Genomic DNA, 24,159 nt, shown 5'->3' with positions numbered 1-24,159 from the left:
GGCCGCGCCGGCGGACGGGGGCGGCGGGGGGCCCGGCGGCCGCGCGGCGCGAGGGTGGGGCTGTGACGGCGGTCATCGGGCGGCCTCCTTGCGGGAACGGCTCCGTACGAGGAGGGCGTTGGCGCCCACCAGTACCAGGATGAGGAGGAACATCACCCAGGCGATCGCGGCGGCGCGGCCCAGGTGGAAGAAGCCCCAGCCCTGTTCGTACAGGTAGAGGCCGAGGGTCTGGTACTGGTGCGAGATGCCGCCCGAGACGGAGCCCTCGAAGAGCAGCGGTTCACCGAAGAGCTGGGTGGCGCCGATGGTCGAGACGACGGCGGTGAAGACGATCGTGGGGCGCAGTCCGGGCAGGGTGACGTGGACGAACTGCCGCCAGCCGGAGGCTCCGTCCAGCTCGGCGGCCTCGTAGAGCTCGACCGGGATGCTCTGCATGCCGGCCAGGTAGATCAGGGCGTTGTAGCCGGTCCAGCGCCACACCACGATCGAGGAGACCGCGAGCTGGGAGGCGACGGTGCCGGTCTGCCAGTCCACCGGGCCGATGCCGGTGAGGCCGAGGAGGTAGTTGACCAGGCCGAAGTCGCGGCCGAAGAGCTGGGCGAAGACGAGGGTGGCGGCGGCGACGGAGGTGGCGTACGGGAGCAGGACGGCGGTACGGAAGAAGGTGCGGGCGCGCAGGCGGCGGTTGAGCAGGTGGGCGAGGCCGAGGGCCATGGCGAGCTGGGGGACGGTGGAGAGGACCCCGATGGTGAAGGTGTTGCGCAGCGCGGTCCAGAAGTAGCTGTCGGAGAAGAGCGCCGCGTAGTTGTCCAGGCCCCTCCACTGCATCGCTCCGGGCGTCTGGAGTTCGACGCGGTAGAGGGAGACGTAGGCGGTGTAGAGGAGCGGGAAGAGGCCGAAGGCGGCGAAGAGGGTGAAGAACGGAGCGACGTAGGCGTACGGGGCCAGGGAGCGCCGGACCCGTCGGGCGGGGGGCGGGGGTCCGGTACCGGTGGTGGTCGATGGGGCGAGGCGGGTCATCGGCGGGCCCTTCGGGGGCGACGGCTGGGGGCGGGAGCGGTCGGCGGCGGTCAGCCGGTGGCGTTCCGCACGCCCTTCTTGGCGGTCTCCCACGCCTTGTCCGGGGCGGTCCCCTTGCGCTCGACCTCGCTCAGCGCGTTCGTGATCTGGTCGGCGATGGTCTTGTCGGCGGCTCCGAGCACCTGGACGGGGGCGGCCTTGGCGGCGTCGCCGAATATCCGGCCGGTGGGTGCCTGCGAGAAGTAGGGGTCCTTGACGTCGGCGACCTTGGCGATCGCGCCGGTGGAGGAGGGGAAGGAGCCCTGCTTCTCGAAGAGCCGGGCCTGCTGTTCGGGGGCGGTGAGCCACTGGATGAGCGCGTATGCCTCCTTCTTGTGCTTCGCGGCGCGCGGGACCGCGAGGTAGGAACCGCCCCAGTTCCCGGCGCCGCCCGGCAGCGCGGCGATGTCCCACTTGCCCGCACCGGCGTCGCCCGCCTGGCCCTTGATGTAGCCGAGCATCCAGGCGGGGCACGGGAGGGTGGCGAAGGAACCGGCGGCGAAGGCCTGGTTCCACGGCGGGGACCACTGGTCGAGCTTGGCGCTCAGTCCGTCCTGTGCGGCGCGCACGGAGGTGTCCCACGCCGTCCTCACGGCCGGGTTGGTCTCGTACACCAGGGCGCCGGCGGCGTCGTAGTAACGTTCCTTCGCCTGTCCGGACATGACGGCGTAGAGGCTGCCCACGCTGTCCAGCCAGGCGCTCTTGTCGGGGGCGTGGTCGCGGTAGCGCCGGCCCAGCTCCAGGTACCCGTCCCAGGTGGACCACTTGGCGGCGAGTTCCTCGCGTCCGGTGGGCAGTCCGGCCTTCTCGAACAGGTCGCGGCGGTAGCACATGGCCTCGGGTCCCACGTCGGTGCCCAGGCCCAGCACCTTGCCGTCCTTGGTGGTGGCCGCCGACCACTTGGCGTCGGCGAAGGAGTTCCGCAGCGCGCCCGCCCCGTAGGCGGTGAGGTCCTCGAACCTGTCCGACTGCTGCTGGGTCACCGCGGCGATCCGGCCGACCTCGATGCCCTGTACGTCGGCGAGGCCTCCCCCGCCCGCGAGCCGGGTCTGCAGGGACTTCCAGTAGTCCTGTTCGTCCTCGGTGTCCGTCTGCTTGACCGTGACCTCCGGATGGAGCTTCTCGTACTCCGCGTAGAGCCCGGCCTCCTTGTAGCCGAACGAGCCGAAGAGGTCGACGGTGACGGTGACCTTGCCCCCGGCGCCCGCGGCGGCGCCCTCCGGTTCCGCGCCGGATCCGCAGGCGGCCAGCAGGGCACCGGCGAGGGCGACCGCGCCGAGTCGGAGGGCGAGGCTCCGGGTTCTGGCGGGGGTGGTGCCGGCGGGGACGCCGGTGGTGGTGGCGGCTCGGGCTGTGGGCATGGCTGATCTCCCCTTGGCTTCGGCGTACACGGTGGCTTCGACGTGCACGGTGGCTTCGACGTGCACGGTGGCTTCGCCGTACACGGCTGAGAGCGCTCTCAAGCGCTGCGTCTGGAGAGTGCCCCGCCCGGATCTTCCCGTCAAGACCTGAACGCGTAACGGCTGTGCGGGCAGGCGTGGTTGACGGCCGGAAGCGGGGGACGCCTCCCGCGCCCGGTCAGGCCGAGTCGCGGCGCACCAGCCCGGTCGGGGTGATCAGGGAGGTCGGGGTGAGGATCCCCCCGCGGTCCCGGTCCAGGGCGCCCAGCAGCAGCCGGGCCATCATCCGGCCCATGCCCTCGATGTCCTGGTGGACGGTGGTCAGCGGCGGATCGGCGCACTCGGCCACCGACCGCATGTCGTCGAAGCCGACCAGGGCGACGTCCTGCGGTACCCGCCGGCCCCGCTCCCGCAGGACGCGCAGCGCACCGACCGCCATCTGGTCGCTGGCGGCGAAGACGGCGTCGAGTCGCGGATGCCGCTCCAGCAGGTCCGCCATCGCCCGCGCCCCGCCCTCCACCGTGAAGTCGCCTTCGGCCACCATCGGCGGGCAGCCGGGCGGCAGGGCGTCCCGGTAGCCGTCCAGGCGGTCGGTCGCCGAGGTCATGTCGTCCGGGCCGGCGATGTGCGCGATGCGGGTGCGGCCGGTGTCGGTGAGGTGGCGTACGGCCAGCCGCGCCCCGCCCCGGTTGTCGGCGTCGACGTACGTCACCCCGGCGGGTCCGCCCGGGGCCGGGGTCCACGCGGGTCGGCCTCCGTACACCGTGGGCAGCCCGATGCGGGCCGCGATCGCGGGGAGCGGGTCGTCGGTGTGCAGGGAGAAGGCGAGCGCCCCGTCGACGTGGCCGCCGGCCAGGTACCGGGCGATCCGCTCGTGATCCTCCGGCCCTTCCACCAGCAGGAGCACCAACTGGGTGTCGTGGGCTGTGAGTTCCTTGCTGATGCCGCGGACCTGCTGGGAGAAGTAGGGGTCGGAGAAGATGCGGACCTCCGGCTCGGCGATGATGACCGCCACGGCCCCGGTGCGCCGGGTGACGAGGGTTCGGGCCGCCGGGTTGGGTACGTAGCCCAGCTCGGCCACGGCTTCGCGCACCTTGTCCGCGACGGTCTGCCGCACCCCCGCCCCGCCGTTGACCACACGCGAGACCGTCGCCCGGGACACCCCGGCGTGCGCCGCGACGGCTTCCAGAGTGGGTCGGTGTCCGGTGGGCTGCTCGGGCACGGCGGGCTCCATTCCTGTCGCGGGTCGGCAGCGGAGCGGCTGCGTCGGGATCTGCAGGGTATCCGGTGTCCTCCGGCCCGGAGAGCGCTCCCGTGAGAACGGTCCGGGCTCGTGCTTTCGGGGGAATCGGCGGCGCGCGCCGGTGCGGACGCGCCGCACCCGCGCGGCCGGGTCGGCACTCTTGGCAGTCGGCCGTCGGCTGAAGGCCGTCGGGACGCATACGGGAGGACGGCGCGTGTTCAGCGACACCAGGGCGTTCAGCGGTTTCGCAGTGGACGACATCCAGCGGGCGAAGGAGTTCTACGGCGAGACCCTCGGCCTGCGGGTGACCGAGGAGCACGGCCTGCTCACCCTCCACATCGCGGGTGGCGCGGAGATCCTCGTCTACCCGAAGGACGACCACGCTCCGGCCGGTTTCACCCTGCTCAACTTCCCCGTCGAGGACATCGACGCGGCCGTCGACGAGCTGACCGGACGCGGCATCCGTTTCGAGCGGTACCCCGGCTTCGAGCAGGACGAGAAGGGGGTCGTCCGCCAGGGGGGCCCGCTCATCGCCTGGTTCACCGATCCCGCGGGCAACATCCTCTCCGTCCTCCAGCCGTCGTAGCGGCCGCGCCGCACGGACGACGGCCGCCGTCCCGCCCCGTGTGGGGCGGTACGGCGGCCTGGGTGGGGGAGGAAGTCGGGATCAGCAGGCGAAGTCGACCCGGCGGAAGGAGGCGTAGTGGTCGGCGGTGTAGTAGTCCTCCTCCCACTGCTGCCCGGTGATGATCCGGCGGGCGCCGCGCGTGGGCGAGCCGGGGGTGATGACGGTGTACTCGTGGTAGTAGCCCGTGCTGTGACCGGGCAGCAGGCCCTCACGGTTCTGGAAGACGACGCCGTCCTGGGAGTACGGGAACGGTCCGCCCTGGTCTATGAGGTCGAGGGTGTCGTGCGCCTGGGAGGGCAGCGCGGAGTAACAGATCCGGCCCACCGCCTTCACCGATACGGAGGAGGCGGCGGTGGCTGCGGTGGCGGGGGAAACGGGAGCCGCGGCGGCGACGGGTCCCGCGATGAGGGTGGCGGCAACGGCTGCGACGCCGGCGAGGGCGACGAGGCGCGGGGGGATTCTCATATCGCCATGATGACGCGCGTAGAGCCGCGGTCGTCAACGCCAACTACGGTGATTTTCTTGCCTGTTCACGACAAAGGCATCTACCGGAACGCAGGCGCCCCCGGGCCGTAACCCGTGCGCCACCCGGGGTGCGGCCCGGGGCCCGCGCGGCGGCCCCCCGGGATGCCCGGGTGGCGGGTCTCGGGCAGGCTGGGGCCATGGAGCATGCGCCGATCGTCGTGCACAGGATCGCGCCGTCGGGTGGCCGGCGGGTGACGATCCGGGTCCAGGGCCACGAGACCGCCCTGGGGGTCGCCCACGCGGATTCCGACGTGATCGAGTTCCTGCGGCGGATCGAGGTCCCCGATCCGGACGAGCTGGTCCTCGGCGACGCGCGGGTGATCGAGTGGCAGGGGGACCCCCCGCACCAGTACGAGGCCGAGACCGGGCCGCCGCCTGCGGACCTCCCTTAGCCGCGGCCGTGGCCGGCGCGCGCCCGTTCCGCCGTTCGCGCGCGGTCAGTGCAGGATGCTCACGGCCCGGGCGATGACGAGGAGGGAGGTCAGCAGGGCCGCGACGCACTGGACGGCCATCAGGAGCTTCGCGCGGGGGGACAGCGGCATGGTGTCGGTCGGGCTGAAGGCCGTGGAGTTCGTGAGGGACACGTAGAGGTAGTCGACCAGGGCGGGGACCCAGTCGGAGGCCCCGCTCGCACCGGCGGCGACCTCACCGACGGCGTCGTCGTTCTCGTCCTGGGAGAACCGGAAGTCCGCCAGCGGCAGCTCCTCGCGCGGGAGTTGGGTGCGGTTGACCGGGCCGCCGCGGTCCATCTCCCAGAAGGCGAGCCCGAAGGCGATGACGTTGGTGAGCCAGACCTGGAACGCCGCCACCAGCAGGGAGCGCCCGTCGGCGACCTGGGCGTGGATCAGCTCGTGGACGAGGATGCCCAGCGCCACGAGGTTGCTGGCGACGATGACCAGGACCAGCGCGAGGGACAGGACGCGGAAGGTGCCGGTCTGGCGGGTCAGCCGTCTCGGGTTGATGGCGATGAGCGGGAGCAGGAGCAGCATTTCCAGGGCGGGCACCAGGTACCGCGGGGTGATCAGCAGCTGCTGCGGCAGGACCAGGTACAGGGCCATCGCGGTGAGCGTCGCCAGCACGGCGGGCCACCTCGCCTCGCCGCGGCGCTGGTGGCGGGAGTGCAGGGTGTGTGCCTCGGCGCGGGTTCGCGGCATCGGTCCCCGTCCTCCTCGTCACTCGCAGGGGCGCCCCGCGCGGTGCGCGGTGCGCCCAGTGTGACGGTCGAGCGGCCGCGCGGCCCGGCACGGCGCGGCCCTCGCGAGGACGGTTCAGTACTGGGTGCGGCGCCGGCTCCCACGGGGCGCGGGGACGGTGGTCAGGCGGGTGCGGATGCGACGGACGGAGGGGTTGTGCCTCGCCGGGATGTCGGGGCCGGCGGCGATCAGGGCGATGACCACGACGACCAGACCGATGATGAGAACGGCGAACAGGGACATGTTCCTGCCTTTCGTCGCATTTTGATGACGTGCCACTACTTCGTGTCACCAAATTCACGCCCGGTAAACACGTCGGGTGAGGAAACGCGCGTACGCCCCTCACCCGTACCGCCGCCGGGGCCGCTGCGCGCGTGGGGCATGATCGGGGCATGTCTGATCGCATCATTGCCGCCTGCGACGGGGCGGCCAAGGGGAATCCCGGGCCGGCCGGATGGGCGTGGGTCGTCGCGGACGCCCAGGGGCGCCCGGAGCGCTGGGAGGCCGGCCCACTGGGCCGGGCCACCAACAACGTCGGTGAACTCACCGCATTGCAGCGGCTGTTGGAGGCGCTCGCGCCCGGAACCGCCGTCGAGGTGCGGATGGACTCGCAGTACGCCATGAAGGCGGTGACGCAGTGGCTCCCCGCGTGGAAGCGCAACGGGTGGAAGACCGCGGCCGGAAAGCCGGTGGCCAACCGGGAGCTCGTCGAACGCATCGACGGGCTGCTGGGCGAGCGGGACGTGGAATTCCGCTACGTTCCCGCGCACCGCGAGGACGGTGACCACCTCAACGCCATCGCCGACCAGGCGGCCAGCGACGCCGCGGTCACCCAGCAGGCCGCCGGTACCGCCCTCGGCAACGCGGACCTGCCGGTCCCGGCCCCCGCGCGCAGCACCCCGGCCCGCAGCGCCCCGGCGCGCGGCGGATCGGCCCGCCGGGCCCCCTCCGGCGCGGCGAAGGGCGCGTCGGCCCCCCGTACCGGGGGCGGCGCGGCCCGGGGGCGGGCCTCCGTCAAGGCGAAGTTCCCAGGGAGCTGCCCGTGCGGGCAGCCGTACGCCGCCGGGGACACGATCGTCAAGCTGGCCTCGCGCTGGGGCCACCCCGACTGCGCCGGATCGGAGGACTGAGGCGGCGGCGGGCCCCGGGAGCGCCCCGTCCGCCCGCGGCGCGGCCGTCGTGGCGTCCGTACGCCGCCTCGCGGAGGGCCCTCCCACGGTCCGGGAGCCCCGGCAGATCCCCCGTGGGATAGTGGAACGGGGTCGAACCGACATCGAACGGGGTGGCCGGATCCCGGCGCCCCCTGTCGGGGGGTGGAGCGCGCATGAAGGGCACCAGAAGAAGCGGCGCGGCCAGGGCCCCGCTCGCGTTGCTCGCGACGAGCCTGCTCACCGCGGGTCTGCTGGCCGGCACCGGTACGGCGACGGCCGCGCCCGAGGCCTCGACGGGTGCTCGGGCCCCGGCCGCGGCCTGCACCAGCGCGCAGCTCACGGCCGGCAGCGCGCAACGGGTGGGGTCCAACGGGGTACGGGTGACCGTCACCAACACGGGCTCCAAGCCGTGCACGCTGAAGGGCTTCCCGACCGTGGGCCTCGCGGGCCTGGGCTCGCCCGGCAGCAACAAGGGGCTGAGCGTCGTCCGCCAAGGCCAGGCCCGCACCGTGCAGTTGCCGGTGGGCGGCACGGCCACGACCCAGCTGACCTTCACCCCGGTGCTCGGAGAGGCCGACGGCTACTGCGCTTCGGGCGGGAAGCCGATGGTCGCACCCACGATCGTGGTGGGTGTCGCGGGAGGGGGCATCCAGCTGGCGCCGGACGACGGCGGCGACTTCGCCCTGTGCGGCAACAGCGTGCGCGCCACGGCGTTCCGCTGACGTCGCCGGGCGGGTCCTGGGCCCCGGCCCGGGACCGCCCCACCGGGTGGGTCAGTCCACCACCAGGTCGGCTCGGTGGCGGCCGGCCTCGATCAGCCGGGCGTTGGCCTCGTCCGAACGGGAGACCCACCGGGCCGCGTCCGCCTCGCTCCTGCCGTGCAGCACGTGGCGGGCGACGAGGCGGCGTACGCGCAGGCCGTCGTCGGGAGCCAGGTACCAGGTCTCGTCCAGCAGGGGGCGCAGCCCCGCCCACTCCCCCGCCTCGTACAGCAGGTAGTTGCCCTCGGTGATCACCAGCGGTACCCCGGGAGGCACCGCGATGCTGCCGGCGACGGGTTCCTCCAGCGCGCGGTCGAAGGCCGGGGCGTAGACCACCTCGGGGGCCGCCGCGCGCAGCCGCCCGAGCAGGGCCCGGTATCCGGCCGCGTCGAAGGTGTCCGGCGCCCCCTTGCGGTCCGCGCGCCCCAGCCGGACCAGCTCGGCCTGGGCGAGGTGGTACCCGTCCATCGGTACGACGACGGCCCGTTCGGGGCCCAGCGCCCGCGCGAGCCGCGCGGCCAGGGTCGACTTGCCCGCCCCCGGCGGTCCCGCGATGCCGAGGATCCGTCGTCCGCCCGCGGCCGCCAGGGCCCGGGCACGCTCTTCCAGTTCCGCCCACTCCATCCGCGTATCGTGCCACCGCGGCCCGGGTGGTGGGGAGCGCCGGAGCGGGAGCCGTGGCTCCTGGGCCTGCCGCGTCACACGGTCACGCTCTCACCACGGGGATGCCGTCCGGGCGGTCGCCGAGGAGGGCCGCGATGTGGTCCGCACAGTGCAGGGCCGCGGTGCTCATGGCGCTCCGGGTCATCCCGGCGACGTGCGGGGTCAGCAGGGCGTTCGGCAGGCCGAACAGGGGGGACTCGAAGGCCGCGTGCTCGTGGGCGAAGGTGTCGACCGCGGCGGCCGCCAGGGGATGCCCGGGGTCGCGCAGGGCGTCGGCCAGGGCCTGGGCCTGTTCGTCCACGATCCCGCCGCGGGCGGTGTTCAGCAGGATCGAGCCGGGGCGCATCAGCGCCAGCTCCGCCCGCCCGATCAACCCCCTGGTCGCCGCCGTGAGCGGCAGGTGCAGGGAGACCACGTCGCTGGTCGTGAGCAGGGCCGTGAGGGAGCGGACCGGGCGGGCCGGTGGCCCGGCCCGGTGCTGTCGGGACAGGCCCTGGACGTCCATGCCCAGGGCCACCGCGCGCGCGGCCAGCGCCGAGCCGATGCGGCCCAGGCCGACGATGCCCAGGGTCAGCTCCGACAACTGCACGGCCGGAGCCGCCGGGGCGCGCCAGACACCCAGGTGGGCGCTCGTGTTGTGGGCCGGCAGGTCGCGGGTCAGGGCGAGGAGCTGGGCCAGCGCGAACTCGGCGACGGCGCCCGCGTTGGAGCCGGGGGTGTGGGTGACCGTGACGCCGTGACGGGCGGCGGCGGCCAGCTCGACGTGATCGGTGCCCGCCCCGGCCCGCCCGATCACGCGCAGCGGGCGGACCAGGGCCGGATCGGTGGCCGCGGCGAGGAACCCGGCGCGCAAGGGCACGCCGGCGCGGGACTTGAGCGCGTCGTGGCCCTCTCCCCCGCGGACGGCCGCGGCGGTCAGGGCGGACTCGTCGAAAGCGTCGAAGTCGGTGAACTCCACCCGGTCGCCCCAGACGTCCCGGGTCCCCGTGCGGTCGGTGACCCTGCGGAGGTTCAGCGTGACCGCCAGCCCGTGGCCGAGCAGGCGGTCGAGCTCGCGCGCCATCAGCTCGCCGGGAGCCGCGTCGAGCAGCAGGATCCGAGCCTTGTCCATGTGTGTCTCCCCTTCCCCGTCCGCGTACCCTACGACGGCCGCTCGCCGTGGGCGGGAGCGGCCGTCGGCCGTACGGGCTCGGGCTCCGCCCCGACGGCACGGGACTTCGCTCCGGCTCAGGTCAGCAGGGCGGCCACCGGTGACAGGGGCTCCCACGCCGGGTCCCGGCCCGTGAGCCGGTCGGTGACGCGCCGCCAGGCCTCCGGGTCGCTGCCGAGGCGGGTGGCCACGAGGCCGGTGAGGACCTTCAGGGCGGCGTGCGCCTGCTCCGGGGCGTCCGTACGTCGGGCCGCGCCGCTCAGGTAGGCCAGCATCAGCGCCGCCGGGGCCGCCACGTGCAGCAGGTCGGTGCCGGTGAGCATGCCGGAGGCGAGCAGTCCGTCGAGCTGGTTCGGCAGCGGGCAGTGGAACAGCCCGCCCAGCCCGTACCGGGCACGGGCCCGGGTGAGTTCCGCGCCGTCGGGCAGGCCGTCCGGGCCCGGTTCCCGTACCAGGGCGGCGTTGCGCAGGCGCAGGCCGGCCGGGGCGGCGGGGCTGTTGACGACCCATCCCCAGTGGGGCAGCGGCTCCTCGATGTGGGCGGCCTCCACGGCCTCCCAGTCGATGCCGCCGGGCACGGTGGCCGCCCCGCCCGGGGCCTGCCAGGCGGGACGGTCGCGCCGCAGCCGCGTGATGAACTTCTCCGGGGCGAGTTCCCGGGCGGCTCGGGCCCTGAGCACGGCTGCCGGGTCCGCGGACGCCAGCGCCTTCGCGCACAGGGTGGCCGCCGCCCGGCCGAGGAGATCGCGTCGGACCAGGGCGGCGAGCCGGTCGGCGCCGCCGTGTTCGAGCAGGTTCAGACAGCCGAGGACCTGCTGGAGGAGGGTCAGGTCGCGCCCCTCCCTGGCGAAGACCTCCTCGATCAGGTCCGGTTCGGCCGAGTGCAGCCAGAGGGCGCCTCCGACCAGCCGTCCGGACGGGTCCTTCCGTGCGTCGGCCAGCGCGAGCGCGCCGACCGAGACGGTCCCCACGCCCGGCGTGCCGTGGGGGCGGGAGCGGGCAACGATGCGGCGGCCCGTCGTAGTGGTGCTGCCGTAGCGCAGGAGGGTGAGGTCCACTTCCGGGTCGTCGAGGTCGGCGAGCAGTACGTCCGCGCCGGCCTCCAGTCGGCGTGTGCGGGCGGCGAGGACGCGCAGGGCGTGCGGATCGCGTCCGGCCAGCAGCCGGGCGAAAGCGGTATGGGGGGTCCGATCGTGGCGCGTCAGGTACGCGGCGAGCAGCCAGGGACCATCGGGGCCGAGTCGGGGCAGGACCGCGTCGACGGTGTCGGCGTCGGCCAGGCAGAGCAGGGTGCCGATCGGCCAGGTCCAGCGGTGGTTGCCCACTCCCACGAGGCGGACCGCCTCCTCCGGGGTGGTGGGGCGGGGGGTGGAGCGCGCCGGGTCCTCCAGCGGCCGGTACGCGGGGTTCTCCGTGAGGGCGTCGGCCGGTCCGGCGGAGAGTTCCAGCAGCTCCGCCCACGTGGGTCCGCCGGCCGACCGGGGATCGGCACAACCGGCGGCGGCCGACGCGGTCTCGGCCAGCCGCAGCCAGGCGTCGGGGTCGGTGCCGAGGGCCGAACGCAGCAGGCGCCCGACCGCGGCCCGCCAGGCTGCGGCGAAGGCGAAGCGGCGCCAGTCGGACGGGAGGCTGAGCAGGCGGCGGGCCGGCAGGAGGCCGGGGAGTTCCCCGGCCGGGAGGAGGCCCTGGGTGTAGGCCATTTCGATGGGTGCGGCGGTGGAGGCCCAGCTTTCGGGGAGCGCCGCACGGACCTCGGCGAGGCCGGGCGCGGTGGGCCAGGAGCCGTCGTGGGGCGACTCGACGCCCTGGACCGCGCAGGCGCGGACGAGCCATTGGGGGGTGGTGAGACCGGGGGCCTCGTCCTGCAGGTGGTGCGCCAGGAAGCGGAGCACGCCGGGGTCGGCGGGATCCGGGACCTCGTCGGGGGCCGCGGCGAGGGAGCGCAGCAGATCGAGGGCCGCGAGCGCGGCCCGCTCCTCCCGCCGCGCCGGAACCGCGGGTGGCTCGAAGCCGGGGGCCGCGGGGCGGGCGGTCCCGGGCTCCGGCCCGGTACCGGTACCGGCCGGGGCCTGCGGGCGGCCCTCCGGCGCGGGAGCGGCGGCCGGTGTGCCGCCCGCCTCGGTGATCAGGGTCTGGAGGGTGCCCTGGTGGTCCGGCAGGAGGGTGTCCAGGGCGGTCCAGGCCTCGGGGCGCTCGCCGAGGTGGGCCTGGGCCAGCTCGCGGAGGGCCGCCGGGGCGGTGTCGCCGAGCCGCCCCCGGCCGGCCAGCCGGGTCAGCGCCCTGAGCGCGTGCTCCGCGGGGCGGGCGGTGCGGACCAGTTCGACCGGGTCCAGCAGCCCGGCGGTGACCATGCCCTCCGCCCAGAGTGCGGCGTGGTCGTCCAGGGGTTCCCGGGCGAGCCGGAGCTCGGGCGGGTGCGTGTTCCCCGCCCGGCGGCCGCCCGCGCGCCAGGGCTCGTTGAGGACGCTCAGGCGGAACGCGAGGCGCTGCTCGTCGCTCGCGTCCTCGTGGCGGGCCAGCTCCTCGCACGCCTTGGGCATGAACGGCGTGGCCGCGTGAGCCTCGGCCAAGGCCGTCAGGTCGTGGGCGTACGGTTCGGCGAGCAGGTCGCGCAGGGTGCTGGTTCCGCGGGCGGTGGCGAGCAGGGCCGGGAGCCGTGCGGGGTCCCCGTAGGGCTCGCACCCCTCGCGCAGGCTTCGCAGCGCGGCGCCGTCGTTGGATCGGGCTTCGGCCGCGAGCGCCTTTTCGACGACCGCGACGACGGGCATGCTCAGGCTCCGCGCGATGGCCGGCTCGTCGAGGATGGTGCGTACCGCCGCGGGTCCGGCGCATTCCCACACGCGGACGAGGGCGTACCGCTGAACGGCGCCCCGCCCGGTGTGGAGCAGCAGGGCGCGGGCGGTCAGCTGCGGGTCACCGGAGCCGAGCAGGGGCGTGAGCCAGGTGGCCGGCGGATGCTCGGCGGGGTCGGTCAGTTCGGCCCGCAGGTCCGCGTCCATCGGGATCCGGTCGAGGCGGTGTGCGAGGGTGCGGCGCAGGGACTGGGTGCAGCGCGGGTTGCGGTAGACGGCCGCGCCGACGCGGGAGTCGCCCGTGCCGAGCAACCGGGCGAGGACCCGGGAGTCGATCCGGCTGTGGCGGGCGAGGGCGGTACGGGTCCGGGTGTCCCCGTGTTCGGTGACGGCGGCGACGAGGCCGGGGCCCGGGAGCGAACCGCCGGAGAGCAGCGCCTCGACCGTCCGGTCGGGCAGGGCGGCCAGCACGGCTGCCGCTTCCTCGGGCCCGGCGTGCTCCAGGAGCAGCTCCAGGGTGACGTCGACGCTGCCGGGCGCGGGCCTGCGGACCGCGCCGGGGCCGGCCGCCGGTGCGGGATCGGGTACGTCGGCCAGCAGGGCGGGCAGGGTGCCCCGGTGCGTGGCCAGTGCGTCGCGGAGGGCGAGCCACCGGTCGGGACGGCCCGCGAGGTGACCGCGTACCAGCTCCCGCAGACGGGCCGCGGTTTCGCCGTCCGCCCCGCCGGCGGCGGCGACGCCCGCGCCGACGGTGCGTGCGGGGCGTGCCTCCTCGACCACCCGGAGTGCGGCGCCGTCCGCAGGCACGGTCTCGGGGGCGGTCGCGGCGGAGGGCGCGAGGAGGCCCCGCACCACGTCGGCGGTCGAACTGTTCTGCGAGTGGCTCATGATCGCCATGCTAGGGCGGGGGTCCGACAACCGGTGTCCGCCGACGGCCGGCGGCGGGTGACGGGAGAGCCGGGGCGGCATGGCGGACGTGTGCCCGGCCCACCTGCGGAGTCTTCGGTTCCATGAGGGAGGATGGCAGCTCGCCCCGGATGCGCACACCCTTGCGAACGGGGTCGGCACGCAACACGACCTGACAGGTGACATCGTGACGACACAACACATACGGCGAGCGGCGGCGGCGCTCCTCGCCTTCGCCCCGGTCCCGTCCCCGGCGTCGGCCCCGGACGCGCGAGGCCCGGAGGACGTCCGTTGACCCGTGACCTCGTCCTGCACGACTGGGTGGTCGCCGCCATCGCCCTGGCCTCGGGCTGCGTGGCGGGGCTGCTGGTGCGCGCCCTGCTGAAGTGGCTGGCCAAGCACGCCCTCCGGACGAAGTGGACCGGGGACGACCTGATCGTCGACTCGCTGCGCACCCTCGCGCCGTGGGCCACGGTCATCGCGGGCGTGGCCGTGGCGGTGTCGGCGCTGCCTCTCACCGCCCGGATCGGGGGGCTGGCGAACCAGTCCCTGACCGCCGTGCTCATCCTCATCGCCACGGTCACCGCGGCCCGGGTCATCGCGGGTCTCGTGCAGTCCGTGGCGCAGTCCCGGACGGGGGTCGCCGCCTCCGCGTCCATCTTCGTGAACATCACGCGGATCGTGGTGCTGACGATGGGCGTGCTCGTGGCCCTCGAAACCGTCGGGGTCTCCATCGCCCCGCTGGTCACCGCCCTCGGCGTCGGCGGTCTCGCGGTCGCCCTCGCACTGCAGGACACCCTCGCCAACCTCTTCGCCGGCGTCCACATCCTCGCCTCGAAGACGGTCCAGCCGGGTGACTACATCCGGCTCAGCAGCGGGGAGGAGGGGTACGTCGTCGACATCAACTGGCGCAACAGCGTGGTGCGCAACCTGTCGAACAACCTGGTGATCATCCCCAACGGGCGCCTGGCGCGGACCAACATGACCAACTACACGCAGCCCGAGCAGAAGCTGTCGATCCTCGTGCAGGTCGGGGTGGGCTACGAGAGCGACCTGGAGCAGGTCGAGGCGATCACGCTCGACGTCGTGGACAGCGTGATGGCCGACATCACCGGTGGCGTCCCCGACCACGAGGCGGCGGTGCGCTTCCACACGTTCGCCGACTCCCGGATCAACTTCACCGTGATCCTGGGCGTGGGCGAGTTCAGCGACCAGTACCGGATCAAGCACGAGTTCATCAAGCGCCTGCACCAGCGGTACCGGGCCGAGGGCATCTCGATCCCCGCCCCCGCGCGGACGGTCTCGCTCCGCCAGGACGGCCCCCTGGTGGCGCCCTCCGGGCCGCCCTCGCTCCCGCACCAGCGCGACGCCCCGTCGGACGCGCTCCTGGCGGACCTGTAGCCGTGGCGGCCGCGGCGACGCCCGCGGTGAGGCACGGCGCCGGCCGCGGGGGTACTCCCCCGGGGCCGGCGCCCGTCGCGGGGTCGGGGTGGTGCGGTGCCCGGTACGGGGGCGCGGCCCGGGACGCGGTTCAGCGCTGCGACAGCTCCGAGGGCGCCTCCTGGACGGTCCAGCCGTTGCCGTCCGGGTCCTCGAACGACATGAAGGAGTTCCAGGTCTCCCCCTTGCCGTCGGCCCAGCCCGTCGCGCCGATGTGGCGGACCGGGGAGACGTCCACGCCCCGGGCCACGAGCTCCGCCCGGGCCGCCTCGATGTCCGTGACGCAGAGCTGCAGGCCCTGGAGCGTGCCCGGAGCCATCGCCTTCGTGCCGGGGGCAGCGGGCATGCCCTGGAGCATGGCGATCGAACAGCGGGAGCCCGGCGGGGTGAGCTGGATGACGCGCACCCCGGGCGCCACCTCACTGTCGAGGTCGACGGTGAAGCCGGCCTTGTCGGCGTAGAACTCCTTCGCCCGGTCCAGGTCGGTCACGGGGACCGTAACCACTTCCAGCGTCCAGTTCACGGGGATCTCCTCACGCGCGGGTGTCGGCCGGCGCTGTCGCCGGGGCCACGTCCGGTCCAGCCTCGCGCAGCGGGCGGCGGACCCGCACCCCGCAACGCCCTTGCACGGGACGGGAGAAGCGGGAGGGACGAAGCGGGAGGGACGAAGCGGGAGGGGAGGAACGCCGGTGGTCACGATTGGGTGGAGACCCCCACAGAACCGGATGTCCGTTCCTATGATGTTGCTCCTTTAACCAAATCCAGACGAGCAACTTCAGGTGGGGGCACGGATGTACAGCGCGAACGACGACCGGAACAGAGCGAAGGCGACGGCGGACGGCCGCGGGCCGGGGCGGCGGGCGGGGCGGATCCGTCTCGCGTTCGTCGGCCTGCTGGCGGCGGGCGTCGCCGTCGCCTGCGGACCTGCGGAGGGAAGCGGTCCCGCCGTGCGGCCGCCGGCCCCCGCCTCGGCGTCCCCGACGACGACCCCCTCCCCCAGCGCTTCCCCGACGCCGACACCGACGCCGTCGATGACGGCGACGGCGACGGCCCCGCCGAGCGCGTCCGCCACCACCGCCGGCCCGGACGCCAAGGCCCCCGCGGCCCCCGCCCCGACCCGGGCCGCCACCCAGCCCGCGCCGAAGCCGACGGCCAAGGCGCCGACCACGGCGCCGGAGGAGCCCGCGAAGGCCGACTGCGAGATCGTCTCCAACGCGGGCAACTGCTACAACGCGGGCCAGTACTGCCGCAAGGCGGACGTGGGACGCTCCACGCACGCCGGGAACGGCCGCATGATCCACTGCCGGCAGGACGGCGGCCAGCCGCGCTGGGGCTACTGAGCCCGGCCCCGGCGGCGGTCCGAATCCGGACCGCCGCCGGGGTGAGGACCCCTCAGAGCGGCCCGCTCGCCCGGGGGATCCGCCACGGGCTCCGCCGCGGCCCGGGAGATGATCGGCCCATGAACGAGATCATCCTGATGTCCGACCCCAGGGTCGCGGCCGTCCCCGTGGCCGAGTGCGGCGAACGGCTCGTGGACGTGCGCGCCGGGGGTTCCTTACTGGTCGATTCCCGCAAGCAGGACCCCGCCGGGGCCTTCGCCCGGCTCCGCGAGGGCGTCCTCGACCGCCTCCTCGCGGCGCAGCGCGCCCTGCCCGCGGGAACCCGGCTGCTGTTCGTCGAGGGGTACCGGCCCCCCGCGCTCCAGCGCCGGTACTTCGAGGAGTACGCCGCCACCCTGGGGGCGGAACACCCCGACTGGTCCCCCGAGCGGGTCCACACCGCCGCGAGCCGCTACGTCTCCCCGCCCGGCATCGCCCCCCACAGCGCCGGCGCGGCGGTGGACCTGACCCTCGCCGACGCCGACGGACGGGAACTCGATCTCGGTACCCGGATGAACGCGAGCCCGGAGGAGAGCGGGGGCGCCTGCTACACGGACGCCCCCGGCATCACGGCGGCCGCCCGAGCCCACCGCGCGACCCTCGGGACCGCCCTGTCGGACGCGGGCCTGGTGAACTACCCGACGGAGTGGTGGCACTGGTCGTACGGAGACCGCTACTGGGCCCTGGCCACGGGCGCCGTCTCGGCCCCCTACGGCCCCCACGGGCCGGCGTAGGCCGCCGGCGGGCTCCGGTCCGGGCGGAGCGGCCGTAACCCCGCGTGTCGGTCGCTACTGTCCCGACCGGGCTTAAAATCGCCCGGACGGCGTAATCTGGTCGAAAGGTTGCATACGGCGCGCGTCATGCGCGCCGTACCGCGCCTCGTACCCGCTCGCACGTGGGCCAGGGAGGCGACGCGTGACCGATCCGTTCGGCTTCCTCAGGATCCCCCGCAAGGCCGTCGCGGCGCGGCCCGTCGAGGAGCGGCTCGGGGACTGGCGCGAGGTGTACGCGGGCCAGGCGCTGCTGCCGCTCGTCCGCGAGCAGGCCGACCGCTGCATGGACTGCGGCATCCCCTTCTGCCACACCGGCTGCCCCCTGGGGAACCTCATCCCCGAGTGGAACGCCTACGCGGCGCACGCGGACTGGAGCGCCGCGTACGAGCGGCTGCACGCCACGAACAACTTCCCGGAGTTCACCGGCCGGCTCTGCCCGGCGCCCTGCGAGGACGCCTGCGTCCTGACGATCAACGCCGATCCGGTGACCATCAAGAACGTCGAGCAGACGATCGCCGACGAGGGCCTGCGGCGCGGCTACATGACCCCCCGCCCGCCGGAGCGGCACGGCGGGAAGTCCGTGGGCGTGATCGGCTCCGGGCCGGCGGGGCTCGCCGCGGCGCAGCAGCTGACCCGGGCCGGACACCGGGTCGTCGTCCACGAGCGGGCCGACCGGATCGGGGGCCTGCTCCGCTACGGCATCCCCGAGTTCAAGATGGAGAAGGCCCACCTCGACCGCCGGATCGAACAGATGCGGGCCGAGGGGACCGCGTTCGTGACCGGGGCGGACGTCGGCGGCGCCGAACGGGCGGACGAGCTGCGCGGGCACTACGACGCCCTCGTCGTGGCGGTCGGCGCCGGGGAGCGCAGGGAGCTGCCGGTCCCGGGGCGCGCGCTGCTCGGCATACACCAGGCGATGGACTACCTGACCTGCGCCAACCGGGTGCGCGAGGGCGACTGCGCGGTGTCCCCGGTGACGRCGGACGGTGCCCACGTCGTGATCGTCGGCGGTGGGGACACCGGCTCGGACTGTCTCGGTACGGCCCTGCGGCAGGGAGCGCTCTCGGTGGTCCAGCTCGACATCAACCCGGAACCGGGGCCCGCCCGCCGCGACGGCGAGCCGTGGCCGGTGTACCCGAAGGTGTACCGGATCTCCCACGCCCATGAAGAGGCCCGCGGGCAGGCGGGCAGCGACCCCCGGCTCTTCTCCTGCGCCACCCTGCGGTTCGACGGGGACGCCGACGGCCGGGTACGGGCGCTGCGCCTGACCGCCGTCGAGCCCGAGGCGCGGCGGCCCCTGACGGGGACCGAGCGCGTGGTCCCGGCCGGGCTCGTCCTGCTGGCTCTGGGATTCTCCGGTCCCGAGCGGGCGGGCGGACTGAGCGAGCAGCTGGGGCTGGAGTTCGACGAGCGCGGGAACTTCGCCCGGGACGCGGGCTTCGCCGCCGGCGGCGGACGGGCCCCGGGGGTCTTCGTCGCCGGGGACGCGGGCCGGGGCCAGTCGCTGGTGGTGTGGGCCATCGCCGAGGGCCGGTCGGCGGCCTCGGCGGTGGACCGCTACCTGACCGGCTCCACGGCCCTGCCCGCACCGGTGGCCGCGCACGACCAGCCCATGACGGCCCTGGGACGGATGCGGTACGGGGACCTGTAGGCCCCTCGGGACCCGTCGGTGCTCAGGGCCGGGCCTCGTAGTGGATGTGGTGCCGGGCGGCGATGGGGTTGATCTTCACGGGATCCAGTTCCCCGTCGGTGAGCACGGCGGGGCCCGCCTCGATCAGGTCCTCGACGAAGCACTCCCAGCCGCCGGGCGAGGAGATCTGCAGCACGCGCGGGGGCGGGTCGGAGGCGCGGCGCAGGGCGTGCGGGACGCCCCGGGGCAGCAGGACGAAGGTGCCCCGGGGCGCCGAGTGGGTCCGGTCGTCGAACTCGACGTCGAGGGTTCCGTCGAGTACGTAGACGCACTCGTCGGCCTGGTGGTGGGTGTGCCGCGGGATGTCCTTCGCGACGGTCACCTCCAGCAGCGACAGCCGCCCCTCGGTGTCGGCCGTCGTGGCCTTGACGGCGAAGGCCGGGGGCAGCGGTACGCGGCCCGGACGGGCGGCGCCGGGCCCCAGCAGGAGGAAACGGTCCGCTCCGGACGCCCCCCGTTCGGACGTGACCGGCTCCGGTGTGTCTTGTCGTTGCATGACGCGGGCCCTCCTCGCATGGCACAATGTGAACCGGAATCCGATTCCGGTTATTGACGGGTCCAATGTACGTGGAGGAGTGGTCGGATTGTCAACGCCCCCGACACCGGGCGGCGGCCGCAGGCCGCGCGCCGACGCGGAGCGCAACCGCGCCCTCGTGCTGGCCGCCGCCCGCGACCTGTTCGAGGAGCACGGCGAGGAGGTCCAGATGCCGGAGGTGGCCCGGGCCGCCGGGGTCGGCATCGGCACCCTGTACCGACACTTCCCCTCCAAGCAGGCCCTCGTGGAGGCGGCGGCGGAACAGCGGTTCGCCGAGATCATCCGGCTCGCCCTGACCGACTGCCTGCGCGAGCCGGAGGCGGGCCGGGGGCTGGCCCGGTACCTGCGCCACGTCGGGGGGATCCTCGCCGAGGGCCGGGGCCTGACGGCCTCCGTCGCGGCCGCCCTGGGCTCCTCGGCGCCCGGAGGGGAGACCCTCGCGCACCTGGAGGACGCCGTCTCGGCCCTGATCGACCAGGGGCGCGCCGCCGGCACGCTCCGGGAGGACCTCACCGTCGCCGATGTGTACATGCTCGTCGGCGGGCTGTCCGCGATCATCCGGACGGGGAGCGGGGACTGGAACCGCTTCCTCGACCTCGCCTTCGACGGCCTGCGCCCGCGCGGGGGCGGACCGACGGATCCCGACGGCGACGGCTCCGGCTCCGGCTCCGGCTGAGGCGGGGCCCGGCCGGAGCGCGGAAGGCGGGCCTCAGTCTGCGGTCGGGGGCTCCGCCGAAGGGGTCGCGGGGGCCTGGGACTTCGAGTGGGCGCCGTCACAGAGCAGGGTGATGACGACCTGCGCGGTGGGGAACTCCGCCGCGGCGGAGCCGGTGAGCTCGCTGGTCGCGGTCCAGTTGGCCTTGCGGAGGCTGAGCATCCCCTCCACGGGGCTCCGGGAGTCCTTCCAGCCGTGGCCGGAGCGGGCGCGGGCGAACCCGGCCCGCAGCGCCGCGTCCGCCGTCGCCGAGGGGTACTCGGCGCCCAGGGTCTCGTGGCACTCGATCGGGCTCGTGTTCTGCGGCATCCTGCGCACCGTCACCCCCTCCTCGGCCATCGCCGCCGTCAGATCGGCCACCGCCTCGTCCGCGGCCAGCGGCGGGCCCGAGTACCGCGGGGGCAACGGCCCCAGATCCTGGAGGGGGTGGCCACAGGCCGTCGCCGCCACCATGACCAGTACCGCAGGCACCCAGCGTCCTCGCCCCCGTCGCACGATCCCGCCCGTCCTCTCTCCGCCGTTCCGGCCGACCAGTCTCGCACCGGCCCGCCTCCCCCGTCCCACCGGGCCCCCCGGCCGGGGGGTTCACTTCCCGGTGGTGATCGCGATGCCGTTCGGCACGCGCCGTTCCTGGCCCTGCTGGAGGTGGTTGCGGACGGCGACCTTCCCGGTCGCGGGGTCGCGGACGGCGAGGGTGGAGGAGGCGCCGCCATCCATGTAGAGGCCCTCTACGCAGCCGAGGGAGCGCAGCACGTCGGCGAGTTCACGCACGGTCAGGCCGGTGGAGGTGCCCTCCCGTCCGTCGGTGACCAGCAGGAACAGCGCGTCTCCGCCCTCGCCGACGCCCACCGCCGAACGGGGCTCCGCCGTCCGCGCGTCCAGGCCCGGCAACGGCCGGTGCTCGCGCAGCACGGTGTGCGCGCCCAGCGCGAAGCGGAACGGGACTCCGGGGCCGGAGTCCAGGTCGTAGGCGATCCGGACGCGCGTGCCCGGGACCAGGGTGCGGAGCGCGTCCGCGCCCGCCTCCCGGCCCAACAGGATCTGGGTGTCGGCGTCGACGGGCCCGCTGCCGGGGGTGTCGGATCCGGAGACCACCTCGCCCCGGCGGACGGTGACCTCGTAGACCTCTTCCGAGCAGGGCGCCGCGCGGCTCCTGTCGGTGCCGCACACCGCCCGCGCCCGGGACGCGGAGCCCCAGTGCGAGGTGAACAGGCCGACGGAACCGACCGGCAGGGCGTACTGGTTGTACCCGCCCAGGGCGAGCCGCCCCGTGGGGGTCTCCACGCGGCCGACCAGCTTCAGCCGGCCGCTGCGCGCCTTGCCGTCGGTGCCGACGCCGACCACGTCCCGGGCGCTGTCACCCGCCGGGGGCTTCCAGCCGTAGCGCTGCCCTTCGGGTACGGCGGCCTTGAGCGCGCGGCCGTCCTTCACTTCCGGGCCGGACGGGGAGCCGGTGGCGGCGATCCCGGGGTGCTGGCTCTCCACCATGTGGAAGAAGTCCCCGTTCACCGCGGCCACGGCTCCCTGCCGCCGGGCCATCTGCGACACCGGGGCCCGGCCGCTGACGGAGCCGGGGTACAGCAGGTCGGCCCGTACTCCGGGCGTACGCAGGTCGACTTGGACGAGATGGAGGCGGGCGCTGCCGTGCGAGGTGGGGACGGTGAACTCCCGGTAGGTCACGCCGGGCGCCGGATGCTCGGGGCGGGTCGCCTCCGGCCCGGGTGCTGCCGGGCGGGCGGTCTGAGGGCGGGCGGTCTCCGGGCGGGCCGCCGCCGGCCGGGCCGGGACGGCGGCGAGACTGACTGCGGCCAGGACCGCGACGGCGGCGAGGCGGGGGAACCTCTTCATCGCGTCATCGTGGGTGATGGTCCGTGAGCAGGCCCGCAGACCCGCCGGGTTCGGGCCCGGATCACACCGACGTGTGCCGGCGCGGGGTCAGGGGAGTGCGGCGAGCCGCCCCTCGCCGACGATGACGACGCCGCCGCCGACCTTCACCGTGCGCAGGTCCGTCCCGTGACCGTGCGCGCTGATGGTCATCTCGCTCGGCCGGCCGGTGAAACGTCCCTGCCGCAGCACGGCCCGCTCCCCGTCGCCGAGCCGGCCGTGGCGGCGCAGGTACGCCGCCGCGCAGCCCGCTCCGCTGCCGGTGGCCGTGTCCTCCAGGAGGCCGTCGTTGGTCCAGTGCCTCCCTTCCATCGCGGTGACGTCGAGGAGGTACGCGTACGCGGCCCCCAGGCGGGCCAGGGGCGCGTCGAGCGGGGTGGCGACGCGGGCCCGGGCCAGCGCGTCACCCCGTACGGGAACGACCAGGTAGCGCAGGCCGGTGGACACCGTCTCCGGCGGCAGCCGCGGGTCGAGGTCGCCGGCGTCGAGGGAGAACCAGGAGGCGATGGCGGCCCGGGCGGCCCCGTCCGTGCCGTACGGGCGGCGGGTGAACTCGGCGGGACCCTGGTCCAGGGTGCCCTCGTAACGGCGCGGTCCGCTGCGCCGGATGACGGCCTCCACCGTGCGGGAGCGCAGCCGCAGGGTCCACGTGACACGGTCCGCGGGACCGCCGTCCGCTGGACCGCCGTCCGCGGCGTCGGGCGCGTGCAGGTCGTGGAGCACGCCCGCGGCGCCGAGCAGGGGGTGCCCCGCGAAGTCGAGCTCCCCCGTGAGGTCGAAGACCCGGGCCCGGTGGGTGCGCGGGCGCGCCGGGTCCCGTGTCAGGAAGACCGATTCGAAGTGGCGCAGTTCCCTGGTGATGCTCAGCATCCGGTCCCCGGTGAGGCCGTGGGCCTCGGGGAAGACCGCGAGGCTGTTGCCGCTGTAGGGGCGGCTGGTGAAGACGTCGACGTGGGTGTAGCGCACGAGGTGCTCCCTGGGGGATGCGGGCGGGGTCGGGGCGGGTCAGGGGCGCGCGGCGGGCGCGGGGTCGGACCGTTGCGCGCCGGACGGCAGTTCGCGGGCCGTGCGCAGCGGCGAGAGGAGGAGGGGAAGTACGGCCAGGAGTTCGCCCAGCGCCCCGGTCCACAGGGCCGGCCGGGCTCCGAAGTGCTGGCCCAGCAGCCCTCCGACGAGCGCGCCGACCGGCATGGACCCCCAGACCACGAAGCGGAACGTCGCGGTCATCCGGCCCAGGAGCGGTTCGGGGCACAGCCGCTGCCGGTAGGCGACCGAGGTCACCTTGAAGGTCATGAAGGCGGTCCACCCCAGCCCCTGGAGGGCTACGGCCACGGCGAACCGCCAGTCGGCCCGGTAGAAGGGCAGCGCGAGCACCCACAGCAGCCCGCTGACGACCACCGACGCGCACATCGCGCGTCCCTGGCCCCACCGGGCGGCGATCCGGCCGGTGAGCAGGCTGCCGATCAGGCCGCCCACGGCTTCGGCGGTGAACACCGCGCCGCAGAGCAGCGGGGGCAGTCCGAGGTCCCCGGCGAGCAGCACCAGGAGCATGGAGGCGCCGACGGTCCCGCACAGGTTGGAGACGGCGGCGGCGAGGGTGAGGGCCCGCAGGGCCGGGTTGCGGAAGACGAAGCGGAGTCCTTCCGCGATCTCGGCGCGCAGTGTCGTGCCGGGCCGCTCCCCGTCCCGCCGGCCGACGGGGCGCACGCGCGAGAGGAACAGCGCCGAGACGCCGTAGCTGAGGGCGTCGGCGGCGAGGGCGAAGGGCGCGGTGAGTGCGCCGACGAGCGCTCCGGCCAGGCCGGGGCCCCCGACCTGGGTGATGTTGCGGCTCGCTTCGAGGCGGACGTTCGCCCGCACCAGCCCGGCCCCGCCCACCAGGCGCGGCAGTGCGCTCTGGGCGGCCACGTCGAAGAAGACCGTGCACACCGACATCCCGAAGGCGACGGCGTACAGCTGAGCGAGCGTCAGCGCGTCCCACCACGCCGCGACCGGGACGGAGAGGAGCAGGGCGGCGCGGCCGAGGTCGCCCGCGACCATCACGGGGCGCAGCGGCAGCCGGTCCACCCAGGCACCGGCGGGCAGGCCGATGAGCAGGAAGGCGAGGTACTCGGACACGACGAGCAGGCCGACCTCGAACGGTGTGGCGTCGAGGGTGCCGATGGCCACGAGGGGCAGCGCGAGCAGGGTCAYGGCGGATCCGCACTGGCTCACGGTGTCGGCGATCCACAGCGGGCGAAAGCCGGAGCCGAGGGCCGGACCGGCGCGGCGG

General features: G+C 74.8%; 24 protein-coding genes. 9 read left to right on the top strand and 15 right to left on the bottom strand.

Annotated elements, in window-relative coordinates:
* Positions 1–72 precede the first annotated feature (72 nt).
* From AB4039_RS34710 to AB4039_RS34700, 3 genes are all read right to left on the bottom strand, one after another.
* Positions 73–1,020 (bottom strand): carbohydrate ABC transporter permease, encoded by a 948-nt coding sequence (locus AB4039_RS34710; protein WP_266847400.1) that lies wholly within the window; start codon positions 1,018–1,020, stop codon positions 73–75.
* A 50-nt stretch (positions 1,021–1,070) separates the two neighbouring features.
* Positions 1,071–2,420 (bottom strand): extracellular solute-binding protein, encoded by a 1,350-nt coding sequence (locus tag AB4039_RS34705; RefSeq protein WP_266847401.1) that lies wholly within the window; start codon positions 2,418–2,420, stop codon positions 1,071–1,073.
* Between the two features lie 217 nt (positions 2,421–2,637).
* On the bottom strand, positions 2,638–3,681 hold the full coding sequence (locus AB4039_RS34700; RefSeq protein WP_266847403.1) for a LacI family DNA-binding transcriptional regulator: 1,044 nt from the start codon (positions 3,679–3,681) through the stop codon (positions 2,638–2,640).
* Positions 3,682–3,916: 235 nt separating this feature from the next.
* Between AB4039_RS34700 and AB4039_RS34695 the strand changes: the two genes are divergently transcribed.
* Positions 3,917–4,288 (top strand): VOC family protein, encoded by a 372-nt coding sequence (locus AB4039_RS34695; protein WP_266847404.1) that lies wholly within the window; start codon positions 3,917–3,919, stop codon positions 4,286–4,288.
* An 81-nt stretch (positions 4,289–4,369) separates the two neighbouring features.
* On the opposite strand, the gene AB4039_RS34690 is transcribed toward AB4039_RS34695, so the two are convergent.
* Positions 4,370–4,795, bottom strand: coding sequence for a ribonuclease domain-containing protein (locus tag AB4039_RS34690; RefSeq protein WP_266847406.1), 426 nt, complete (start codon positions 4,793–4,795; stop codon positions 4,370–4,372).
* A gap of 197 nt (positions 4,796–4,992) precedes the next feature.
* Between AB4039_RS34690 and AB4039_RS34685 the strand changes: the two genes are divergently transcribed.
* Positions 4,993–5,247, top strand: a complete 255-nt coding sequence (locus AB4039_RS34685) for a hypothetical protein (protein ID WP_266847407.1) — start codon at positions 4,993–4,995, stop codon at positions 5,245–5,247.
* 45 nt (positions 5,248–5,292) lie between these two features.
* On the opposite strand, the gene AB4039_RS34680 is transcribed toward AB4039_RS34685, so the two are convergent.
* Positions 5,293–6,009 (bottom strand): hypothetical protein, encoded by a 717-nt coding sequence (locus AB4039_RS34680; RefSeq protein WP_442272621.1) that lies wholly within the window; start codon positions 6,007–6,009, stop codon positions 5,293–5,295.
* Positions 6,010–6,123: 114 nt separating this feature from the next.
* A complete protein-coding gene (locus AB4039_RS34675) occupies positions 6,124–6,291 on the bottom strand; it encodes a hypothetical protein (protein WP_266846226.1) in 168 nt (55 codons plus the stop codon).
* A gap of 149 nt (positions 6,292–6,440) precedes the next feature.
* Between AB4039_RS34675 and AB4039_RS34670 the strand changes: the two genes are divergently transcribed.
* Positions 6,441–7,178 (top strand): ribonuclease H family protein, encoded by a 738-nt coding sequence (locus AB4039_RS34670; RefSeq protein ID WP_266846225.1) that lies wholly within the window; start codon positions 6,441–6,443, stop codon positions 7,176–7,178.
* A gap of 194 nt (positions 7,179–7,372) precedes the next feature.
* Entirely contained in the window at positions 7,373–7,921 is a 549-nt protein-coding gene (locus tag AB4039_RS34665; protein WP_266846224.1) for a DUF4232 domain-containing protein, read from the top strand.
* A gap of 51 nt (positions 7,922–7,972) precedes the next feature.
* Here the strand turns inward: AB4039_RS34665 and AB4039_RS34660 are convergent, their stop codons facing one another.
* The 3 genes from AB4039_RS34660 to AB4039_RS34650 all read right to left on the bottom strand — a co-directional run bounded on the left by AB4039_RS34660 (position 7,973) and on the right by AB4039_RS34650 (position 13,453).
* Complete coding sequence (locus tag AB4039_RS34660) at positions 7,973–8,584, bottom strand: nucleoside/nucleotide kinase family protein (protein WP_266846223.1); 612 nt, start codon at positions 8,582–8,584, stop codon at positions 7,973–7,975.
* Between the two features lie 82 nt (positions 8,585–8,666).
* Positions 8,667–9,734 (bottom strand): NAD(P)-dependent oxidoreductase, encoded by a 1,068-nt coding sequence (locus tag AB4039_RS34655; RefSeq protein WP_442272620.1) that lies wholly within the window; start codon positions 9,732–9,734, stop codon positions 8,667–8,669.
* A gap of 116 nt (positions 9,735–9,850) precedes the next feature.
* Positions 9,851–13,453 (bottom strand): hypothetical protein, encoded by a 3,603-nt coding sequence (locus AB4039_RS34650; RefSeq protein WP_442272619.1) that lies wholly within the window; start codon positions 13,451–13,453, stop codon positions 9,851–9,853.
* Between the two features lie 309 nt (positions 13,454–13,762).
* Between AB4039_RS34650 and AB4039_RS34645 the strand changes: the two genes are divergently transcribed.
* The gene (locus AB4039_RS34645) at positions 13,763–14,872 is read left to right on the top strand and encodes a mechanosensitive ion channel family protein (protein ID WP_266846220.1); all 1,110 of its coding nucleotides are present in this window, start codon (positions 13,763–13,765) and stop codon (positions 14,870–14,872) included.
* Between the two features lie 130 nt (positions 14,873–15,002).
* Here AB4039_RS34645 and AB4039_RS34640 read toward each other — a convergent pair whose 3' ends face one another.
* Positions 15,003–15,434, bottom strand: a complete 432-nt coding sequence (locus AB4039_RS34640) for a VOC family protein (RefSeq protein WP_266846219.1) — start codon at positions 15,432–15,434, stop codon at positions 15,003–15,005.
* A gap of 268 nt (positions 15,435–15,702) precedes the next feature.
* Between AB4039_RS34640 and AB4039_RS34635 the strand changes: the two genes are divergently transcribed.
* The 3 genes from AB4039_RS34635 to AB4039_RS34625 all read left to right on the top strand — a co-directional run bounded on the left by AB4039_RS34635 (position 15,703) and on the right by AB4039_RS34625 (position 18,714).
* Positions 15,703–16,251 carry a hypothetical protein gene (locus AB4039_RS34635; protein ID WP_442272618.1) on the top strand — a complete coding sequence of 183 codons (549 nt, stop codon included), beginning with the start codon at positions 15,703–15,705 and terminating at the stop codon, positions 16,249–16,251.
* A 119-nt stretch (positions 16,252–16,370) separates the two neighbouring features.
* On the top strand, positions 16,371–17,024 hold the full coding sequence (locus AB4039_RS34630) for a M15 family metallopeptidase (RefSeq protein ID WP_266846217.1): 654 nt from the start codon (positions 16,371–16,373) through the stop codon (positions 17,022–17,024).
* 181 nt (positions 17,025–17,205) lie between these two features.
* A complete protein-coding gene (locus AB4039_RS34625; protein WP_442272617.1) occupies positions 17,206–18,714 on the top strand; it encodes a glutamate synthase subunit beta in 1,509 nt (502 codons plus the stop codon).
* 22 nt (positions 18,715–18,736) lie between these two features.
* Here AB4039_RS34625 and AB4039_RS34620 read toward each other — a convergent pair whose 3' ends face one another.
* Positions 18,737–19,249, bottom strand: a complete 513-nt coding sequence (locus tag AB4039_RS34620) for a cupin domain-containing protein (protein WP_266846215.1) — start codon at positions 19,247–19,249, stop codon at positions 18,737–18,739.
* An 88-nt stretch (positions 19,250–19,337) separates the two neighbouring features.
* On the opposite strand from AB4039_RS34620, the gene AB4039_RS34615 reads away from it, so the two are divergent.
* On the top strand, positions 19,338–19,964 hold the full coding sequence (locus AB4039_RS34615; protein ID WP_442272616.1) for a TetR/AcrR family transcriptional regulator: 627 nt from the start codon (positions 19,338–19,340) through the stop codon (positions 19,962–19,964).
* A gap of 33 nt (positions 19,965–19,997) precedes the next feature.
* Here the strand turns inward: AB4039_RS34615 and AB4039_RS34610 are convergent, their stop codons facing one another.
* The 4 genes from AB4039_RS34610 to AB4039_RS34595 all read right to left on the bottom strand — a co-directional run.
* Entirely contained in the window at positions 19,998–20,474 is a 477-nt protein-coding gene (locus AB4039_RS34610; RefSeq protein WP_266846213.1) for a hypothetical protein, read from the bottom strand.
* Between the two features lie 114 nt (positions 20,475–20,588).
* Positions 20,589–21,851 (bottom strand): phosphodiester glycosidase family protein, encoded by a 1,263-nt coding sequence (locus AB4039_RS34605; RefSeq protein WP_442272615.1) that lies wholly within the window; start codon positions 21,849–21,851, stop codon positions 20,589–20,591.
* Between the two features lie 87 nt (positions 21,852–21,938).
* A complete protein-coding gene (locus AB4039_RS34600; RefSeq protein WP_442272614.1) occupies positions 21,939–22,853 on the bottom strand; it encodes a PhzF family phenazine biosynthesis protein in 915 nt (304 codons plus the stop codon).
* A gap of 39 nt (positions 22,854–22,892) precedes the next feature.
* The coding region (locus tag AB4039_RS34595; protein WP_442272613.1) for an MFS transporter at positions 22,893–24,159 on the bottom strand (1,267 nt) is incomplete at its 5' end.

The sequence above is a fragment of the Streptomyces sp. M-16 genome (assembly GCF_052114405.1).
GTDB lineage: Bacteria > Actinomycetota > Actinomycetes > Streptomycetales > Streptomycetaceae > Streptomyces.
The sequence above is the reverse complement of the archived record's forward strand: the minus strand, read 5'-3'. Positions and strand labels throughout refer to the sequence as shown.

Coding starts and splice junctions, on each gene's coding strand:
- AB4039_RS34620 (WP_266846215.1), bottom strand. CDS start 19,249: ATGCAACGACAAGACACACCGGAGCCGGTCACGTCCGAACGGGGGGCG.
- AB4039_RS34710 (WP_266847400.1), bottom strand. CDS start 1,020: ATGACCCGCCTCGCCCCATCGACCACCACCGGTACCGGACCCCCGCCC.
- AB4039_RS34605 (WP_442272615.1), bottom strand. CDS start 21,851: ATGAAGAGGTTCCCCCGCCTCGCCGCCGTCGCGGTCCTGGCCGCAGTC.
- AB4039_RS34705 (WP_266847401.1), bottom strand. CDS start 2,420: ATGCCCACAGCCCGAGCCGCCACCACCACCGGCGTCCCCGCCGGCACC.
- AB4039_RS34630 (WP_266846217.1), top strand. CDS start 16,371: ATGAACGAGATCATCCTGATGTCCGACCCCAGGGTCGCGGCCGTCCCC.
- AB4039_RS34665 (WP_266846224.1), top strand. CDS start 7,373: ATGAAGGGCACCAGAAGAAGCGGCGCGGCCAGGGCCCCGCTCGCGTTG.
- AB4039_RS34635 (WP_442272618.1), top strand. CDS start 15,703: ATGTACAGCGCGAACGACGACCGGAACAGAGCGAAGGCGACGGCGGAC.
- AB4039_RS34690 (WP_266847406.1), bottom strand. CDS start 4,795: ATGAGAATCCCCCCGCGCCTCGTCGCCCTCGCCGGCGTCGCAGCCGTT.
- AB4039_RS34670 (WP_266846225.1), top strand. CDS start 6,441: ATGTCTGATCGCATCATTGCCGCCTGCGACGGGGCGGCCAAGGGGAAT.
- AB4039_RS34680 (WP_442272621.1), bottom strand. CDS start 6,009: ATGCCGCGAACCCGCGCCGAGGCACACACCCTGCACTCCCGCCACCAG.
- AB4039_RS34655 (WP_442272620.1), bottom strand. CDS start 9,734: ATGGACAAGGCTCGGATCCTGCTGCTCGACGCGGCTCCCGGCGAGCTG.
- AB4039_RS34660 (WP_266846223.1), bottom strand. CDS start 8,584: ATGGAGTGGGCGGAACTGGAAGAGCGTGCCCGGGCCCTGGCGGCCGCG.
- AB4039_RS34650 (WP_442272619.1), bottom strand. CDS start 13,453: ATGAGCCACTCGCAGAACAGTTCGACCGCCGACGTGGTGCGGGGCCTC.
- AB4039_RS34685 (WP_266847407.1), top strand. CDS start 4,993: ATGGAGCATGCGCCGATCGTCGTGCACAGGATCGCGCCGTCGGGTGGC.
- AB4039_RS34675 (WP_266846226.1), bottom strand. CDS start 6,291: ATGTCCCTGTTCGCCGTTCTCATCATCGGTCTGGTCGTCGTGGTCATC.